At 72.3% G+C, this 18,079-nt stretch carries 15 protein-coding genes; 9 read left to right on the top strand and 6 right to left on the bottom strand.

Going from position 1 to position 18,079, the window contains the following annotated elements:
* Window positions 1–128 precede the first annotated feature (128 nt).
* The 9 genes from JIG36_RS11750 (at window position 129) to fxsT (ending at window position 10,745) form a co-directional block, all read left to right on the top strand.
* Window positions 129–683 carry a MerR family transcriptional regulator gene (locus JIG36_RS11750; protein WP_203376136.1) on the top strand — a complete coding sequence of 185 codons (555 nt, stop codon included), beginning with the start codon at window positions 129–131 and terminating at the stop codon, window positions 681–683.
* A gap of 97 nt (window positions 684–780) precedes the next feature.
* Window positions 781–1,395 (top strand): class I SAM-dependent methyltransferase, encoded by a 615-nt coding sequence (locus tag JIG36_RS11745; protein WP_203376135.1) that lies wholly within the window; start codon window positions 781–783, stop codon window positions 1,393–1,395.
* A 33-nt stretch (window positions 1,396–1,428) separates the two neighbouring features.
* Window positions 1,429–2,190, top strand: coding sequence for a transglutaminase domain-containing protein (locus JIG36_RS11740; protein WP_203376134.1), 762 nt, complete (start codon window positions 1,429–1,431; stop codon window positions 2,188–2,190).
* A gap of 42 nt (window positions 2,191–2,232) precedes the next feature.
* Entirely contained in the window at window positions 2,233–2,442 is a 210-nt protein-coding gene (locus JIG36_RS11735) for a hypothetical protein (protein ID WP_203376133.1), read from the top strand.
* 94 nt (window positions 2,443–2,536) lie between these two features.
* Complete coding sequence (locus JIG36_RS11730) at window positions 2,537–2,707, top strand: hypothetical protein (RefSeq protein ID WP_203376132.1); 171 nt, start codon at window positions 2,537–2,539, stop codon at window positions 2,705–2,707.
* A 6-nt stretch (window positions 2,708–2,713) separates the two neighbouring features.
* Window positions 2,714–4,963, top strand: a complete 2,250-nt coding sequence (locus JIG36_RS11725) for an FxsB family cyclophane-forming radical SAM/SPASM peptide maturase (RefSeq protein ID WP_203376131.1) — start codon at window positions 2,714–2,716, stop codon at window positions 4,961–4,963.
* A 64-nt stretch (window positions 4,964–5,027) separates the two neighbouring features.
* Window positions 5,028–5,717: a TIR-like protein FxsC gene (locus JIG36_RS11720; protein WP_203376130.1), complete on the top strand. Its 690-nt coding sequence runs from the start codon at window positions 5,028–5,030 to the stop codon at window positions 5,715–5,717.
* Entirely contained in the window at window positions 5,714–6,889 is a 1,176-nt protein-coding gene (gene fsxC, locus JIG36_RS54020) for an FxsC protein (protein ID WP_203376129.1), read from the top strand. Before JIG36_RS11720 ends, fsxC begins: the two co-directional genes overlap by 4 nt.
* Window positions 6,882–10,745: an FxSxx-COOH system tetratricopeptide repeat protein gene (gene fxsT / locus JIG36_RS11710; protein WP_203376128.1), complete on the top strand. Its 3,864-nt coding sequence runs from the start codon at window positions 6,882–6,884 to the stop codon at window positions 10,743–10,745. Before fsxC ends, fxsT begins: the two co-directional genes overlap by 8 nt.
* Here the strand turns inward: fxsT and JIG36_RS54015 are convergent.
* From JIG36_RS54015 to JIG36_RS11680, 6 genes are all read right to left on the bottom strand, one after another.
* On the bottom strand, window positions 10,742–11,656 hold the full coding sequence (locus JIG36_RS54015) for an AraC family transcriptional regulator (RefSeq protein ID WP_203376127.1): 915 nt from the start codon (window positions 11,654–11,656) through the stop codon (window positions 10,742–10,744). The genes fxsT and JIG36_RS54015 overlap by 4 nt on opposite strands.
* 239 nt (window positions 11,657–11,895) lie before the next feature.
* Window positions 11,896–12,567: an alpha/beta fold hydrolase gene (locus JIG36_RS11700; RefSeq protein WP_203376126.1), complete on the bottom strand. Its 672-nt coding sequence runs from the start codon at window positions 12,565–12,567 to the stop codon at window positions 11,896–11,898.
* A 5-nt stretch (window positions 12,568–12,572) separates the two neighbouring features.
* Window positions 12,573–13,490, bottom strand: coding sequence for an alpha/beta fold hydrolase (locus tag JIG36_RS11695; RefSeq protein ID WP_438870721.1), 918 nt, complete (start codon window positions 13,488–13,490; stop codon window positions 12,573–12,575).
* Between the two features lie 82 nt (window positions 13,491–13,572).
* A complete protein-coding gene (locus JIG36_RS11690) occupies window positions 13,573–14,241 on the bottom strand; it encodes a response regulator (protein ID WP_203376125.1) in 669 nt (222 codons plus the stop codon).
* Window positions 14,238–15,584, bottom strand: a complete 1,347-nt coding sequence (locus tag JIG36_RS11685) for a sensor histidine kinase (RefSeq protein ID WP_203376124.1) — start codon at window positions 15,582–15,584, stop codon at window positions 14,238–14,240. The genes JIG36_RS11690 and JIG36_RS11685 overlap by 4 nt, the downstream gene beginning before the upstream one ends.
* A complete protein-coding gene (locus tag JIG36_RS11680; RefSeq protein WP_203376123.1) occupies window positions 15,581–18,073 on the bottom strand; it encodes a DEAD/DEAH box helicase in 2,493 nt (830 codons plus the stop codon). The genes JIG36_RS11685 and JIG36_RS11680 overlap by 4 nt, the downstream gene beginning before the upstream one ends.
* Between the last annotated feature and the right edge of the window lie 6 nt (window positions 18,074–18,079).

Here is an 18,079-nt window from a genome sequence, read left to right as displayed (position 1 = left end):
AAGATCGACATCTGCCTCCTCCGGACGCGGCGTGTCGTCGCGTTACCTAGCTGTTTCCGCGGGCCCTGAGATATACGCTCGTGAAGTCCAGGTGAAGCGGCGGCACCGCGCAGCGGGGAGGTGGTCGCGTGCACGAGCAGCCCCTTGAACAACAGGGTCCCCTCGTCGGCGAGGACGGCTCGGTCGGTTATCGCGGGGTGACGGCGTGCCAGGCGGTCGGCATCAGCTACCGCCAGCTCGACTACTGGGCGCGCACGACGCTGGTGGTGCCCAGCATCCGTGACGCGTCGGGCTCGGGCACCCAGCGGCTCTACTCGTTCCGCGACCTGGTCGTGCTCAAGGTCGTCAAGCGGCTGCTCGACGCCGGGGTCTCGCTGCAGAACATCCGCCGGGCCATCGAGACGCTGCGCTCGCGCGGCGTGGAAGATCTGGCCGGCATCACGCTGATCTCCGACGGCACGACGGTCTACGAGTGCCGTTCCCCGGAGGAAGTGGTCGACCTGCTGCAGGGCGGTCAGGGCGTGTTCGGCATCGCCATCGGCGGCGCCTTCAAGGAGATCCAGGGCTCGCTCACCAACCTGCCGGCCGAGCCGGCGGGTGGTCCGGTTCCGGTGGGCAGTGACCCCGAGCCGTCGGCGGGCGACGAGCTCGCAGCGCGCCGCGCTCGCAAGCGTGCGGGCTGACCTCTCGGCGTCGGACTTTCCCCACCGAGGCCGAAGCGTTTTGCTGTTTCAGCAACGTCAGTAGGCGGGTCGGCATTCGGTGCCGCAGGCTGGTGGCATGAGCGACGAACAAGCGTGGGACGCCCGGTACGCCGAGAGCCACCACATCTGGAGCGGCAAACCGAACGTGGTGCTGGTCCGCGAGGTCAGCGACCTGCCGGTCGGGCGCGCCCTCGATCTGGGCTGCGGCGAGGGTGGCGACGCGATCTGGCTGGCCGCCCGCGGGTGGCAGGTGACCGCCGTGGACATCTCCGGGGTGGCGTTGGAACGCGCGCGGCAGCACACGGCCGAACATGGCGTGACCACCATCGACTTTCAGAAGCGCAACCTGTCGGCGGAGTTCCCCGACGGCGAGTACGACCTGGTCAGCGCGCAGTTCCTGCACCACTGGGGCGAGTTCGACCGCGAGGCGATCCTGCGCCGGGCGGCGGCCGCGGTCGCGCCCGGGGGAGTGCTGCTGATCGAGGGGCACATGGACACCGGGCCGGTGCACCGCCCCGAACATGACGACATGCCGCCGCTGCCCGGCCCCGACGAGGTGGTCAAGAGCCTCGACCTGGGCGACGGCTGGGAGGTGCTGCTGGCCGAGGAACACCCCCGCGAGCACGTCATCGACGGCGTGGCGCATCACCGCACCGACAACACGGTGAAAATGCGCCGCCGCGACGGTTGACCCTCACACGGTGTCAGCGCCCAAGCTGGACGGATGAAGACATCAGTGATGACCGACCTCGGCCGGCACGCGGCGGCGGTGGCGGAGCTCCCGGGGGATGTTGAGTCGATCGTGCGGACGGTCCAGGGCCTGCTGATCCACGAGGCCTGGGCCGGGTCGTACGGGGTGACGGTGGCCGATCCGGAGACCGCGAACCTCCGCCGTACGGAAGATCTGCTCGACGCCGCCGGGGACCGCCCGCTGACCGAGGCCCGGGAACCCGCCGACCGGGTGTCCACGATGTGCCGCAGCTTCACCGTCGTGACCGTCGCGATGCTGCGCGCCCACGGCCACGACGCCCGTGCCCGGTGCGGGTTCGGCGCCTACTTCACGCCCGGCCGCTACGACGACCACTGGGTGGTCGAGGTCGGCGGCCGCCTGGTCGACGCGCAGATCGACGACCTCCAGCGCGAGGCCCTGAAGCTCGACTTCGACCCGCTCGACGTGCCGCGCGACCGGTTCCTGCCCGGCCCCGAGGCGTGGCGGCTGGTGCGGTCGGGCGAGAAGGACCCGGAGCTGTTCGGGCACCCACCGGCCGGCATGGCGGGGCTGTGGTTCGTGGCCGGCAACGTGATCCGCGACCGGGCCGCGGTCGAGGCCCTGCCCTGGGACGACTGGGAGCCCATGCCGGGCCCGGAGGACGAGGTCGACGTCGCGCTGATCGACCGCATCGCCGCCGGCGAGGAGCGCGTGGATCCGCCCGCCAAGGTGTTCAACTTCCGGCGTGGCGTGCTGGAGCCGCTGGTCAGTCCGTGAAAGCCGCCCGGGGGCGCCCGGTCACCGCGTAGCGTCGGGAGCGTGATCCCGCAGTACTTTCCGCTCTATCTGCGCGAGCCGGGCGCCCACGGCGGCGCCGACCGGGTGTGGCTGGTGGTGGGCTGGATGCCGGACAAGGTGTCGGGTCTGCCCAGGCAGCCGGTGGCTTTGCTGTGCGACGGCGACGTCGAGGAGCCCCGCGTGCTGGAACAGACAACCGTCTATCGGGTCATCGGGGCAAACCGACTCTAGCTGCGGTAACGGCGGCCACCGAGCGTGCCCGTGACATGACGTCAGGTGTTGTCTATGCTTCCAGATGCCTTGACCGGGATCTGGGGGAATCGTCGTGCCGCTGCCTACCGCGAAATCACCCGCTCCGCGCCCGCTCGACGAGGCTCGCCGGAGCCCCATCGACCAGATCGAACGGGCCGCGTCGGCGTCGATCGTCCGCCGCATCGTCCGGCTCGAACGATCGCGTGAGCGCTCCGACGTCACGCCCTTCACTTCGGGCATCTGACCCGGGGTGGAGACCCCGTGGCGCCCGCTGCGCCACTTCGTGCTGAAGGTCCACAGCCGCTGCGACCTCGCGTGCGACCACTGCTACATCTACGAGCACGCCGACCAGTCGTGGCGGGGCCGGCCGCTCGTGATGGCGCCCGAGACCGTGCGCGCCGCCGCCGGTCGCATCGCCCAGCACGCCGCGCGGCACGGCCTGGCCCAGGTGGGCGTGGTGCTGCACGGCGGTGAGCCGCTGCTGCTGGGCCCGCGGCGGCTGCGCGCCCTGCTCACCGAGCTGCACGGCACGATCACCGGGGTGTGCGGGCTCGACCTGCGCATGCAGACCAACGCCGTACGCCTCGACGCCGCCCTGTGTGAGCTGCTGCTCGAGTTCGGCGTACGGGTCGGGGTCTCGCTCGACGGCGGCCGCGCCGAGAACGACCGCCACCGGCGTTACCGCAACGGCGCCACCAGCCACCCGCAGACGCTGCGGGGCCTGGCCCTGCTCCGGCAGCCCCGGTTCCGGCCGCTCTATGCGGGCCTGCTCTGCACGATCGACGCCGCCAACGACCCGATCGCCGTCTACCAGGCGCTGCTGGCCGAGGAACCGCCCCGCATCGACCTGCTGCTGCCGCACGCCACGTGGGACACCCCGCCGCCGCAACCGGTGGGCCCCTGGCTGCGCACCTTCCACGACCGGTGGGCGGCCGACGACCGCCCGGTCCCGGTCCGCCTGTTCGACTCGATCCGCTCCCTCGGCCTGGGCGGGCCGAGCCAGTCCGAGGCGGTCGGCGTCGACACCGGCGACGTCGTGGTGATCGAGACCGACGGGGCGTGGGAGGAACCCGACTCGATGAAGACCACCGGGCCGGCCGGCGGGGCGACCGGGCTGACCGTCTTCGACGCCTCGGCCGACGACGTCACCGGCCTGCCCGCGATGCGCCGCCGCCGGGCCGGCCTGGCCGCGCTCTCGGCCACCTGCCGCGCCTGCGAGCTCGTGCGCCAGTGCGGCGGCGGCCTGACCGCCCACCGCCACCGCGCCGGTTCCGGCTTCGACAACCCCTCCGTTTACTGCGACGACCTGAAGGAGCTCATCATCGCGATCAACGAGCACCCCGGTCCGGTCGCGGGCGACCTCGGCGCGCTTCCGGCGGACGCCTTCGACGGCCTCGGCTACGGCTACGGCGACGCGGACGCGGTCGCCCTGCTGGCCGACGCCGAGCTGGCGGTCAACCGTGCCCTGGTGGGGGAGGTGGCGGGCGAGACCGCGGCCGGCGGGCATCTGCTGGCCGAGCTGGAACGGCAGGCGCCCGAGATCTTCGACGAGGTGTTGCGGCATCCCTTCGTACGCTCGTGGGCCGTGAGCTGCCTCGACGGCGGCCGCGACTGCGACCCGGACTGGGCGGCCGCCATCGCCGCGGCGGTCGCCGTGCGCGCCGGTCTGCCGGTCGAGGTGCCGGTGCGGGCCCACGGCGGGCGCATCCACCTGCCCACGGTCGGGTTCTTCGCGGCCCCGGCGGCCGAGGTCACGGTGTCGGCCGCCCCCGGCTCGTTCACGCTGCGCTGGCCGGGCGGCCGGGCCTCGGTCGCGGGCGACGCCGGGGCGCGCGGCTGGCACGCCGCCCGCTGGGTCACGGTCGACGGCGTACGGATCCTCCTCGAGGACGCCGACCCGTACCGCGACCGCCTGCAGCACGCCGCCACCGGCCACCTCGACGCCACCGCCGCCGGGGGCTGGTCGTCGGCGCTGCGCGGCGCCTGGGAAGCGTTGAGTGTGGACGCACCCGATCAGATCGGCGGCCTGCGTCAGGGCCTGCGCGCGATCGTGCCGCTGGCCCCCGCCCCCGACGGCACCCTGCGCAGTGCCACCTCCCGGCACGCGTTCGGGGCGCTCGGCATCGCCCGCACCGACCCGGCCGAGCTGGCCGTGCTGCTCGTGCACGAGTTCCAGCACACCAAGCTGGGGGCCGTGCTCGACCTGATCGACCTCGTGCCCGACGACGCGGGTGGTGACCGGCTGAAGGTCGGCTGGCGGCCCGACCCCCGCCCGGTCGAGGCGGCCCTGCAGGGCGCATACGCGCACCTTGCGGTGGCCGACGTGTGGCGGCGCCGGGCCGACCGCGACGGCGGCGACCAGAGCCGCAAGCTGTTCCGCACCTACCGCGACTGGACCGGCGAGGCGATCGGCGCGCTGCGCACCGGCGACCGGCTCACCCCGGCCGGGAAGAGGTTCGTCGGGCGCATGGCCGACACCGTCGGCAGCTGGGCGGCCTGACCGGAGCCGGCAAGCCCGACCGTCCTGCGTGGAGGTTGCGATCACGTGGTTGACTGAGCGTCCTGTGAGAGAGGTCGCGAGCACGGACGAGGCGGCGGGGCGGGACGATCCGGCCGCCCCGGTGTTCTTCCTGAGCTACTGGCGTCCCGACCCGCCCCGTCAGGGCGCCGGCCCGCCGCGCGAACCCAACCGGTTCGTCATGCAGTTCTTCGACGAGCTCAGCGAGAACGTCAACAACCTGATCGGCTCGATCCCCGGCCGCGACCCGGGCTATCTCGACGTGGCCCGCGGCGGCGGCGAGCTGTGGGAACGGCAGCTGCTGCACGCGGCCGGCACCTGTCAGGTGCTCATCTGCCTGCTCTCCACCCCCTACCTGACCGGCAGCGAGTGGTGTGCCCGCGAGTGGGACCTGTTCTCCCGCCGTCGCGTGGTGCCCCGCCACGACCACGCCCCGCCGTTCGAGACGGCGGTGGTGCCGGTGCTGTGGACACCGCTGAGCACCCCGCTGCCGCCGGTCGTCTCCGACGTCAACATCTTCGTGCCGACCCGGCTGCGCGAGGATTTCCGCGCCGACTACCAGACCGACGGGCTGCTCGGGCTGCTGCGCACCGGCCAGCAGACGGTGTACGAGGCGATCGTCTGGCGCATCGCGCAGCGCGTCGAGTGGCTGCGCCAGAACTACCGGGTCGAACCCCTGCACCTGCCGAGCTCGGACGACTTGCGCACCGACTTCGAGAGGGGGCCGCAGCCGTGACGCGGTACTACTTCTACCTCAGCTACGGCCACTCGGTGCGGCTGCGGGCGGGCGACCGGCCCGACACCGACCACTGGGCCGGCCAGTTCTTCACCGCGCTCTCGGCCGAGGTGGCCCGGCTGGTCGGCGCCGACCGCCGCACCCAGGTCGGCTACTACGACGACCTCGTGCAACCGCTTACCGACTGGAAGACCGCCCTGGCCGGGGTGCTGAGCAACACCGACGTCTTCGTGGCCCTCTACTCGCCGGGATACTTCAACAAGTCGTGGCCGCTGCGCGAACGGGCGTCGTTCGCCAGCCGCTACGCCGACCCCGCGATGGCCGACCACTTCACGGTGCCGGTGCTGTGGGTGCCGTGGCCGCCCTGGGAGCACGAGACCGAGCGCACGGCCGCCCTGCGCCTGGGCGCCGGCATCCCCGAATACGCCGACGAGGGTCTGCAGGCCATGTCGCGGCTCGCCCTCTATCGCAAGCAGTACCACGCAATCGTGCGCCGCCTGGCCTACCAGATCGTCACCCTGGCCTCCGAGGCGCCCCGCCCGGCCCCGCTGGCGGTCGCGATCGACGAGGTCACCGCCGAGCCCACCGCCCCGACCGACATCCTGTTCACGGTGGCCGTGGTCGCCCCGCCGCGCGGCGAGACCCCGCCCGGCCGCTCGACCGGCTCGTACGGCACGGCGCCGCGCGCCTGGACCCCGTACCGGGACCTCGAGCAGTTCCCGATCGCCGAATACGTGGCCAACGTCGCCGAGCGCCTGGGCCAGCCCGCCCGCATCGTCGACCGGCCCGGTGACCTCGGAGTGCTCGCCCAGGGCGCGGCGCTGGTGCTGATCGACCCGTGGGTGGCGGCCACCCCCGACGGGCTGGAACGGCTCTCCGGGCTGGCCGGGCGCATCCCCGACTGGGCGACCGTGCTGCTGGTGGCCGACCGTTCCGACCCCGAGTACGCCGCGCGCGGCGCCACCCTGCACGCCACCGTGGCCGATACCCTGATCGCGGCCGGGATCGCCCGCAACCGGATCACGCTGCTGCGCGACGCCGACCGCCTCGTCGAGCGGATGCCGTCCATCATCGACCAGGCGTGCACGGCGTACCGGAAGAACGCCCCGGTGTTCCTGCCCAAGGGCGCCGACTCCGCACTGCCCAGAATCGACGGGGGACCCGATGACTGACGGCGGCAAGGTCGTCACGTTCTACTCGTACAAGGGCGGCACCGGCCGCACCATGGCGCTGGCGAACGTGGCGTGGATCCTGGCCGCCAACGGCAAGCGGGTCCTGGTCGCCGACTGGGACCTCGAGTCGCCGGGCCTGCACCGCTTCTTCCGCCCGTTCATCGACCCCCAGGCCCTGGCCGACTCGGGCGGCGTGATCGAGCTGGTCCGCGGCTACGAGCAGGCCACCCTGCAGGACGTCGACCGCGACGACGACTGGCACCGCGACTACGCCCGGGTCAGCCGGCACGCCTTCACGATCAACTGGGACCACTTCCCGTCCGGCGGCACCCTCGACTTCCTCGGCGCCGGCAGCCAGAACCAGGACTACGCGCGCAGCGTCTACGAGCGCGACTGGGACGAGTTCTACGAGCGGCTCGGCGGCGGGCAGCTGTTCGACGCGTTACGCGACGACATGAGGTCCCGCTACGACTACGCCTTGATCGATTCCCGTACGGGGTGGAGCGACGTCGCCGGGATCTGCACGGTCCACATGCCCGACGTGCTCATCGACTGCTTCACGTTCAGTGAACAGGGCATCGACGGCGCCGCCACGGTGGCCGCCAACGTCTCGTCGCAGCAGGGCCGCCGCCAGATCCGCATCCTGCCCGTCCCGATGCGGGTCGACCTGGCCGAGCTGCAACGCGCCGACGCGGGCCGGCTGGCCGCCCGGCAGCGCTTCGGGGGACTGCCGTCCGGCATGTCGGCCCGCGAGCGGGACGCGTACTGGTCGACGGTCGAGGTGCCGTACGTGCCGTTCTACGCGTACGAGGAGACCCTGGCCACCTTCGGCGACCGGCCCGGCTCGCGCAGCTCGATGCTGGCCGCGTACGAGACCCTGGCCCGCTACATCACCGACGGCGAGATCGACGCGCTGCCGCCGATGGAGGAGTCGCTGCGCGAACGCACCGCCGCCCGGTTCGTGCGCCCGACGATCCTGCCCGAGTCGAAGATCGCGCTGCGCTACGCCCCCGACGACCGGCTCTGGGCCGAGTGGATCGCCAAGGTGCTGCAGACGAGCGGGGTCACGGTCAACGCGGTCGCGGTCGACCCCGAGGCCGACAACGTGCCCACCCCCGAGGGCCGCACCCTGACCGTCGTGTCGGCCGTCAACGCGCTCGCCGAACAGGCCCGCGTGCCCCGCGACCGCAGCGACCCCCGGGCGCCCCTGGTCGCGTACGTCTCCGATGTCAGCGCCCTGCGCGGGCAACCCGATCGCGACTCGGCGTTCCTGATCGGCCAGACCGAGGAGGTGGCCGTCGCCCGGCTGCTGCGCCTGGTCGGGCACCCGGCCGACGAGTTCGACCGCGGCCGCATCGGGCTGCGCTACCCGGGCCGCTCGACGGTGCTGTTCAACGCCCCGATCCGCAACGTGCAGTTCACCGGCCGCGAGAAGGACCTGCTCGACCTGCGTGACCGGTTGCAGTCCAGCAGCAGCCCGGTGGTGCTCTCGGGCGCCTCGCCGGTGGCGTTGCAGGGCATGGGCGGCATCGGCAAGACCCAGGTGGCGATGGAGTACGCCCACCGGTTCCGCAACGCGTACGACTTCGTCTGGTGGATCGACGCCGACCCCGTCACCTTCGTCGACACCCAGCTCTCCGACCTGGCCCGCGAGCTCGGGCTGGCCACCGACGGCGGCATCGCCGACCACGCCCAGGCCGTGCTGGGCGCGCTGCGCCGCGGGCGCACCCTGAGCCGCTGGCTGGTCATCTTCGACAACGCCGAGGACATCTCGGTGGTCAGCCGGTTCCTGCCCAGCGGACCCGGCGGCCACGTCATCGTCACCTCCCGCGACGCCGGCTGGGGCGAACGGGCCCAGGTCGTGCAGGTCGACGTCTTCGACCGCCGCGAGAGCGTCGCCCACCTGCGCAAACGCGTGCCCAGCCTGCGCAGCGAAGACGCCGCCCGGCTGGCCGAGCTGCTCGGTGACCTGCCGATCGCGGTCGCCGCCGCGGGCGCGTGGCTGGCCGACACCGGCGCCCCGATCGACGACTACCTGGCCCACATCGAGACGTACGGGCCGGCCAACCTGGAATCGGTCTGGGACCTGTCGCTCAAGCGCCTCGAGGAGCGGTCGGCGGCCGCGTACCGGCTGCTGACGCTCTGCTCGGTGCTGGCGCCGCAGATCGCCCTCGACCTGATCTACAGCGACCGGATGGCCGAACTGCTGCGCCCGCTCGACCCGATGGTCTCCGACGCCATGTACCGCGGCGCCCTGATCCAGCAGATCAACCGGCTGGCGCTGCTCAAGCTCGACATCGGCGGCGGGCAGATCCACGTGCACCGCATCGTGCAGCACGTGGTCCGGCAGCGACTGAGCGCCGAGCAGCTCGACGAGGCCCGCCGCGAGGTGCACCAGGTCCTCGCCGCCGCCCGCCCCACCGGCGAGGTCGACGACCCGGCCACCTGGGCCCGGTTCCGTCAGCTCTGGCCCCACCTGGAGGTCTCCCGGGCCTACCTGTCGCACGAGGAGCCGGTGCGGCGCCTCGTCATCGACCGGGTGCGTTACGTGTGGCAGTCCGGCGGCTACAACGACGGGCGGCGGCTGGCCGAGGAGTACGTGCGGCGCTGGACCGAGCTGCGCGACGACCTCGGCGACGACTACGCCCGTGCGTCGCTGAACCGGCAACTGCTGCAGCTCCAGTTCCATCTGGCCAACATCCTGCGCGACCGGGCCGAGTTCGCCGAGGCCCGCGCCCTCGACGAGAAGGTGCTGGCCGAGCAGCGGGAACTGCTCGGCGACTACCACCCCAATACGCTCACCACGGCCGGTGGGCTCGGCGCCTCGCTGCGCGCGCTCGGGCTCTACTCCGACGCGCTGCGCCTCGACGAACGCACCACGGCGGCCTGGATCGAGATCTTCGGCGAGGACGTGCTGCGCACCATGTCGGCCATGAACAACCTGGCCAGCTCGCTGCGGCTCTCCGGCCGGGTGCACGAGGCCCGCGACCGCGAACGGCACCTGTACGAGCGGTGCACGCTGGTGCTGGGCGAACAGCACACGCTGACCCTGTCGGTGGGCAGCAACCTCGGCCGTGACCTGCGCGAGGCCGGCGAGTACGTCGAGTCGATCGGGCTGCTGACCGACATCCTCAACCGCAACCGGCAGGCCTTCGGCGACAACGCGCCCCGCACGTACAGCGTGATGGCGAACCTGGCCGTCTCCGAGCGCAGCGCCGGGCGCAACCGGGAGGCGGCCAACCGGCTCGACTCCGCCTACGACAACCTCAACCGGCTGCTCGGCCCGGACAGCCCCGAGACGCTGGCCTGCCGGCTGAGCCGGGCCGTGAGCCTGGCCGCGACCGGTGAGCCCGACACCGCCGGTGACGAGATGGGCCGGGTCGAACGCTCCTACCGGACCAGCCTCGGCGCCTCCCACCCACACACGCTGACCTGCCTGAACAACCGGTCGACGGTGGCCCGGGCGGTCGGCGACCTGGGCACCGCGCGGCGGCTGTCGGGGGAGGCGGCCGAGGGCTTCGAACGGCGGCTCGGCGCCGACCACCCGTACGGGCTGGCCGCCCGGCTCAACCAGGCGATCTTCACCGCCGAGTGGGGAGCGGTCCCCGACGCGTACCGGATGATCATGCCGGTGGTGGAGCGGATCGAACGGGTGCTGGGCATGCGGCACCCCGACACCGCCCGGGCCGTGGCCAACCTGACCCTGATCCGGGCCGACGTGGAGGGCCGCAACGCCGCCGCCGAGCGGGAGGCCCAACGCCGCCTGCGCGAGGCCCTGGGCGACACCCACCCGGCCGTCGAGGCCATGCGCGAGGGCCGCTACCTGCACCGCACGCTCGACCCCCACCCGTTCTAGACCGGGTCGTCGGTGGCCCGGGGCTCGCCCAGCGGCTTGCCGCCACGGGCGAAACGGGTGCGATAGTCGGTGGCGGTCAGGCCGTAGTGGGCGCGGAAACGGCGGGCGAAGTAGTTCTGGTCGGGCCAGCCCACGCTCTCGGCGATGGCCCGCACCGTACGGTCGGTGTGCAGCAGCATCTCGGCCGCCAGCTCGACCCGGTGACGGGACAGGAACGCCACCGGGGGCAGCCCGGTGACCGACTTGAACCGCCGCACCAGATAGCCCGGGGCCAGGTGCAGCCCGTCGGCGAGCTCGGCCAGCGTCCAGTTGCGGGCCGGGTCGCCCTCGATGCGGCGCATCACCTCGACCACGGCCGGGTGCAGCGGATCCTGCCGCACCTCGGAGCCGACCGCGCGGGCCACGCAGCCCAGGGCCAGCACCACCTGGGCGATCTGGTCGGCCCGGTGCAGGTGGGCCGGGAGCGCGCGCAGCTCGGCCAGCGCGTCGAGGTGGGCGAAACAGGCGGCGCGTTCCGCCTCGCCCAGGTGCGTGGCGAGGATGCCGCGGCGACGTTCCGCATAGGGGCCGGTCCACAGCAGGTGCCCGAGCAGCGGGTCGTCGCGGGTCCAGGCCAGCTCGCGGCGCAGCAGCTCGGCCGAGAAGCAGAAGTTGTAGACCTCGAGGTCGCGGCAGTCTTCGTAGCCGTGCCACACGCCCGGGCGCAGCAGCAGGGTGTCGCCCGGCTTGAGTGCCTGCCGGCCGTTGAGGCTGTGGTGCACACCGCTGCCGCCGGCCACGATCGCCACCTCGACGAAGCTGTGCGTGTGCACCCGCATCTCGAGCTCGTGGACGTGCCGGCCCGCATAGGTGAACGAGTCGTCCCCGAAATATACGAGGGTGGACTTGTTCTCGATCGTGGCGCCGGACACATGCGCAATCTAGCCTCTGCGGGACTGGCGCCGCTGCTCGTGGTGACCCCGATGCCCCGGGTTCGTCATTCCGGCGTACGTGTGGGGCCTGCGTGCCGCCGTCTGGCCGGTGAGCGTCGCCGTCCCGCGGGCGTCTTCCCCGTGCTCGGCCTCACCGCGGCGGTCGTCGTCGTGGCCCTGCGCCGTTCCCGCTCACAGGTCGCGCAGCAGCCCTGGAACCCGCCCGGCATCGGTCGCGCTCACAGGTCGCGCAGTAGTCCCAGCACCCGCTCGGGGCCGTCGCGCAGCACGTTGTGGGTGGTCGGCCATTCCTCGTAGTGCCAGCCGGGGTCGTCGCGCAGCCGGTCCATCGTGGTGGGGGCCTGCGGGCCGCCCGGCGTGTCGAGGGCGGCCGCGTACCGCTTGACCGGCACCTGCCGCCACGCCCCGGTCAACCGGCTCTTCTCGAGCAGCGTGGCGAACGGGTGCGGCCGGGCCCGCTCGTCGAAGAACGGCATCGGCGCCAGGCCCAGCCCGTCGCCGCCGACCGAGTCGAGGAAGTATTTCCGGTTGTCGTCGGTCGTCACGTCCCAGCAGGACTCGCCGTCCTCCACCACGTCGGTGTCGAGGTGCACGAGCGCGCTCACCCGCGACGGGTCACGGTCGGCGGCGCCGTTGATCACCTGACCGCCGTAGCTGTGCCCGACCAGCACCACCTGCCCGCCGCCCGCGGTCAGGTCGGCGACCAGCTCGGTGACCTGCTCGACGTGGGTGGTGAGGTTGACCGGGCGCCGGGTGAGGTCGTCATCGGGCCACAGACCGGCCAGGGTGACGCATTCCGCTCGGTGACCCAGCTTCTCCCGATCCGCGGCCAGGGGTTCGTACCACCAACCGCCGTGCCAGGCTCCCGGCACGAGAACGAAGGTGCTCACCGGCGTCAGACCAGGACCTCGGCCGGCTGGGCCAGCCACGACAGGATCTCGGGCAGGATCTCCATGGCGCCGAAGTGGGCCGTGCCCGTCTGCACGGTCAGGTCGGCGTTGGGGATGCGTTCGGCCAGCCAGCGCGCGTGGGCGGGCGGGACGCAGTTGTCCTCGGCGCCGTGCCACACCCGTACGGGCTGCTTGATCTGGTCGAGGTGGAAACCCCAGTCGCGGCGCGAGGCCAGCACGTCGTCGATCCAGCCGTACGGGCCGCCGCGCATCGCCTCGGCGTACGTCTCGACCAGCAGTTGCTGCATCATCAGGTCGCCGACGACGTGGCGGTCGGGGCCGGCGATCTCCTGCCGCAGCGAGTCGAGCAGGCTGACCGGGCTGCGCCGGGTGCGGTCGGCCTGCAGGCGCAGGCTCTCGACCAGGCGTGACTCGTCCTGCGCGGGGGTGCCGAACTCCTGCACGTTGGACGGCATCATCCCGCCGAACCAGTCGATCTCGGCGTCGTGCGGGGCCAGGCTGACCAGCACGGCCGCCTTGGTGACCCGCTCCGGCAGCAGGGCCGCGCAGGCCAGCGCGTGCGGCCCGCCGCCGGAACGACCCACGACGGTGAACTTGTCGATGCCTAAGTCGTCGGCGATGGCGGCCACGTCGCCGGCGCAGTCGGCCACCGACCGGCCGCGATGCCGGTCGGAGCCGCCGAAGCCGGGCCGGTCATAACTGACCAGGCGGATGCCGAGACGGTAGAGCACGCCGCCGCGCGGCTTGGGCCCGACGCGGCTGCCCGGGGTGCCGTGCAACAGGAAGACCGGGACGCCGTCACGGGCGCCCGACACCTCGTAACGCAGCCGGCGTCCGCCGCTCGTGTATACGTCGCTGTACGACACGGTCACTCCTCCGGCCACCGTCAATCGAGTGGTCACGTTACTGACGCCGGGGCGTCGAGACCAGTATCGACGGGCGGCACCAGCCGGGTGTTGCGAATGGTGAACACCCAACACCCCCTCAGGGCTGAAACCGGTAGCCCATTCCGGGCTCGGTGATCAGGTGACGGGGCCGGGTGGGATCCTCCTCGAGCTTACGTCTGAGCCGGGCCATGTACTGGCGCAGGTAGTTCGTCTCGGTGCCGTACTGCGGCCCCCACACGTCGTGCAGCAGGCTGCGCTGGGTGATCAGCTTGCCCGGGTTGCGCAGCAGCCGTTCCAGCAGCTGCCACTCGGTCGGGGTGAGCCGCTGCTCCGGGGTGATGGTGTGGTCGGTCAGGTCCACCGTGTACCGGCCGACGGTCACCGGCCCGGGCGCGGTGTCGGACGGGTGGATGCGCCGGGTCACGGCCCGGATGCGGGCCAGCAGCTCGTCCACCCCGAACGGCTTGGTCACGTAGTCGTCGGCGCCGGCGTCGAGCGCGGCCACCTTGTCGGTGCCCTCGGCCCGTCCGGACAGGACGATGATCGGCACCGGGCTCCAGCCGCGCAGCCCGCGGATGACCTCGGCGCCGTCCATGTCGGGCAGCCCCAGGTCGAGCACGACCAGGTCGGGGGAGTGCGCGGCGGCGGCCTTGAGCGCACTCGCGCCGTCGGCCGCCACGTCGACCTCGTAGTCACGGGCCCGCAGGTTGATCCGCAGGGCCCGCAAAATCTGCGGATCGTCGTCGACAACAAGAATGCGGGTCACGTGGTGCCCTTCGGCAGCGTCAGGACCATGGTGAGCCCTCCTCCGGGAGTGTCCTCGGGGATCAGCGTGCCGTCCATCGCCTCGACCAGGCCGCGGGAGAGGGCCAGGCCGAGCCCGACGCCGGTGTGGTTGTCGCGGTCGCCGAGCCGCTGGAACGCCTGGAACACCCGCTCCCGGTCGCCGGGCGGGATCCCCGGCCCGTGATCGATCACCCGCAGCTCGACCCGGTCGCCGGCAACGCCCGCGGTGATCTCGGGCGGGCGGCCGTCCGGGCTGTAGCGCAACGCGTTGCCGACGACGTTCACGAGCACCCGGTCGAGCAGACCCGGATCGGCCCGTACGGCGTCCAGCCCGTCACCCAGCCGCACCCGCACCCGTCGCCCCGGCTCGCCCAGCTCGTCCAGCGCGGGCGCGACGGCGTCCTCCAGTCCGACGTCGGTGAGCCGGACGGCCAGCGCCCCCGCCTGCAGCCGGCTCATGTCGAGCAGGTTGGCGAGGAGCCCGCCGAGCCGGTCGAGGGACTCGTCGGCGGTCGCGAGGAGTTCGCGCCGGTCGTCCTCGTCGAAGTGGACCTCGTCGCTGCGCAGCCCCGCCACGGCCGCCTTGGCCGAGGCCAGTGGGGTGCGCAGGTCGTGGCTGACGGCGGTGAGCAGCGCGGACCGCACCCGGTCGCCCTCGGCCGCCATGGTGAGGCGTTGCTGGCGCAGGGCCACCGCGGCCTGAGCGCCGAACGCGGCGGCGATGCGCTGCTCGTTCCGGTCGAGGTCGCGGCCCCGGAACGAGAGCATCAGGCCGTCGTCGGCGAGGGGGAGAACGGCGTCGTCGTCAAGCGGGGCGGCGGGTGCGCCGGCGACGACAGCCCAGCCGGCTCCCCGCCGCTCCAGCAGCGCGACCGACTCCAGGCCGAACAGCTCGCGCAGCTCCGAGAGCAACCCAGCGAGGGGGTCAGGACCGGCCAGCACACCCCCGGCCACCGCGGCCAGGATGTGCGCCTCGGCGGCGGCGTCGTCGGCCTGGCGCAGACGCCGGGCGGCCAGGTCCACGATCCACGACACCGCCAACGCGACCAGCACGAACACGGTCAGGGCGAGCGCACCCTGGCCGGTGTTGACGTCGAGGCTGCGTACGGGCGCCGTAAAGAAGTAGTTGAGCAGCAGGAACCCGCCGACCGCGGCCAGCAGCGCCGGCCACAGACCACCCAGCAGCGCGACCCCGACGGTGGCGGCCAGGAACAGCAGCACACCGTCGGTGAGTTCGAGCCCGGCCGCGTGCGCCACCGCCGTCAACGACGGCAGCAGCAGCACGGTGAGCAGGAAGCCGGCCGCAACCCGGCCGCGGGTCATCCCGAGTGCGGGCCGACCGCGGTCACGACGATCGACGCCGCGCCGGCCTCGTCCGAGGCGGCCAGGTCGACGGTGGCCTCGATGCCCCAGTCGTGGTCGCCCTCCGGGTCCTCGAAGACCTGCCGTACGACCCACGCGGTCGGGGTGACCTCGATGTGCAGGAACGCGGGACCGCGGGCGGCGGGACCGGTGCCGAGCGTGTCGTACTCGTCGAAGTAGTCGAGGATGGCGTCCTGCCAGCGGTCGGCCGTCCAGCCGTGCTCGGCGTCCATCTCGCCCAGCAGGTCCCAGCGGCGCAGCGCGGCCAGCTCGACCCGGCGGAACATGGCGTTGCGCACCAGCACCCGGAACGCGCGGGTGTTGCGGGTGACCGCGGGCGGCTTGTCATCGAGGCGGACCTCCTCGGGCTCGGCGCCCGGGTTGCGCAGCCGTTCCCATTCGTCGAGCAGGCTGGAGTCGACCTGCCGCACGAGTTCGCCGAGCCATTCGATCAGGTCGGTCAGCTCCTCCGTACGGGCGTCCTCGGGAACGGTCTGCCGCAACGCCCGGAACGCGTCGGCCAAGTAGCGCAGCACCAGGCCTTCGGAACGGGACAGCCCGTAGAACGACACGTACTCGGTGAAGGTCATCGCCCGTTCGTACATGTCCCGCACGACGCTCTTGGGTTTGAGCTCGTAGTCGGCGACCCACGGGTGACCCTGCCGGTAGGTCTCGTAGGCGGCCTCGAGCAGCTCCAGCAGCGGCCGGGGGTGGGTGACGTCCTCGAGCAGCGCCATCCGTTCCTCGTACTCGATGCCCTCGGCCTTCATCGCGTTGACGGCCTCGCCGCGGGCCTTCTGCCGCTGCGCCGAGAGCACCTGCCGCGGGTCCTCCAGGGTCGACTCGATCACCGAGACCACGTCGAGCGGGTAGTCGGGGGCCTCGCGGTCGAGCAGTTCGAGGCTGGCCAGCGCGAACGGCGACAGCGCCTGGTTCAGGGCGAAGTCGAGCTGCAGGTCCTCGGTGAGGCGGTAGGTGCCTTCCTCCGTACGCTCGATGACCCCGCCCGCCAGCAGCGCGCGGGCGATCGCGATGGCCCGGCGGATGTGCCGGCGCTGGGCGGCCGGTTCCTCGTGGTTGTCGGTGAGCAGGTGCCGCATCGCCTGGAACGGGTCGCCGCCGCGCGCCAGCACGTTGAGCAGCATCGCGTGCGACACCTGGAACGACGACGTGAGCGGTTCCGGGTCGGCCGCCACGAGCCGGTCGAACGTGGGCTGCCCCCAGCCGATCGTGCCCTCCGGCGGCTTCTTGCGGACCACCTTGCGGCGCTTCTTCGGGTCGTCGCCGGCCTTGGCCAGGGCCCGCTCGTTGTCGATCACGTGCTCGGGGGCCTGCACGATCACGGTGCCGAGCGTGTCGAACCCGGCCCGGCCGGCGCGACCGGCGATCTGGTGGAATTCACGCGCCTTGAGCAGGCGGGTCTTCACCCCGTCGTACTTGGACAGGCCGGTGAACAGCACCGTACGGATGGGCACGTTGATGCCGACGCCGAGCGTGTCGGTGCCGCAGATGACCTTGAGCAGGCCGGCCTGGGCCAGGGTCTCGACCAGGCGGCGGTATTTGGGCAGCATGCCCGCGTGGTGCACGCCGATGCCGTGCCGCACGAGCCGGGACAGCGCCTTGCCGAAGCCGGCCGTGAACCGGAAGTTGCCGATGGCCGCCGCGATCTTGTCCTTCTCCTCGCGGGTGGCCATGTTGATGCTCATCAGCGACTGGGCCCGTTCCAGGGCGGCCGCCTGCGTGAAGTGCACGATGTAGACGGGCGCCTGCTTGGTCTGCAGCAGCTCCTCGATCGTCTCGTGCAGGGGCGTCATCGCGTACGAGAAAAGGAGCGGGACCGGTCGCTCCACGCTCGCCACGACGGCGGTTTCCCTGCCCGTACGGCGGGAGAGGTCGTCGACGAAGCGCGTGGTGTCGCCCAGTGTCGCCGACATGAGGATGAACTGGGCCTGGGGCAGTTCGATCAGCGGCACCTGCCAGGCCCATCCGCGGTCGGGTTCGGCGTAGAAGTGGAACTCGTCCATGACGACCTGGCCGACGTCGGCGTCCGCGCCCTCGCGCAGCGCCAGGTTGGCCAGCACCTCGGCCGTGCAGCAGATGATCGGGGCGTCCGCGTTGACGCTGGCGTCGCCGGTGAGCATGCCGACGTTGTGCGCCCCGAAGATCGCGCACAGGGCGAAGAACTTCTCGCTGACCAGCGCCTTGATCGGCGCGGTGTAGAAGGTGGTGCGGCCGTCGGCCAGCGCGGCGAAGTGGGCCCCGGTGGCGACCAGGCTCTTGCCCGAGCCGGTGGGGGTGTTGAGGATGACGTTCGCCCCGGTGGCGATCTCGATGAGCGCTTCTTCCTGATGGGTGTAGAGGGCCAGGCCCTGTTCGGTCGCCCATTTCTGGAAGGCGTCGAAAACGGCGTCGGGATCAGCGGAACCGGGGAGGCGGTCGGTGAGCGTCATGATTGA

Source organism: Paractinoplanes ovalisporus, from assembly GCF_016834655.1.
GTDB classification, from domain to species: domain Bacteria; phylum Actinomycetota; class Actinomycetes; order Mycobacteriales; family Micromonosporaceae; genus Actinoplanes; species Actinoplanes ovalisporus.
The sequence above is the reverse complement of the archived record's forward strand: the minus strand, read 5'-3'. Positions and strand labels throughout refer to the sequence as shown.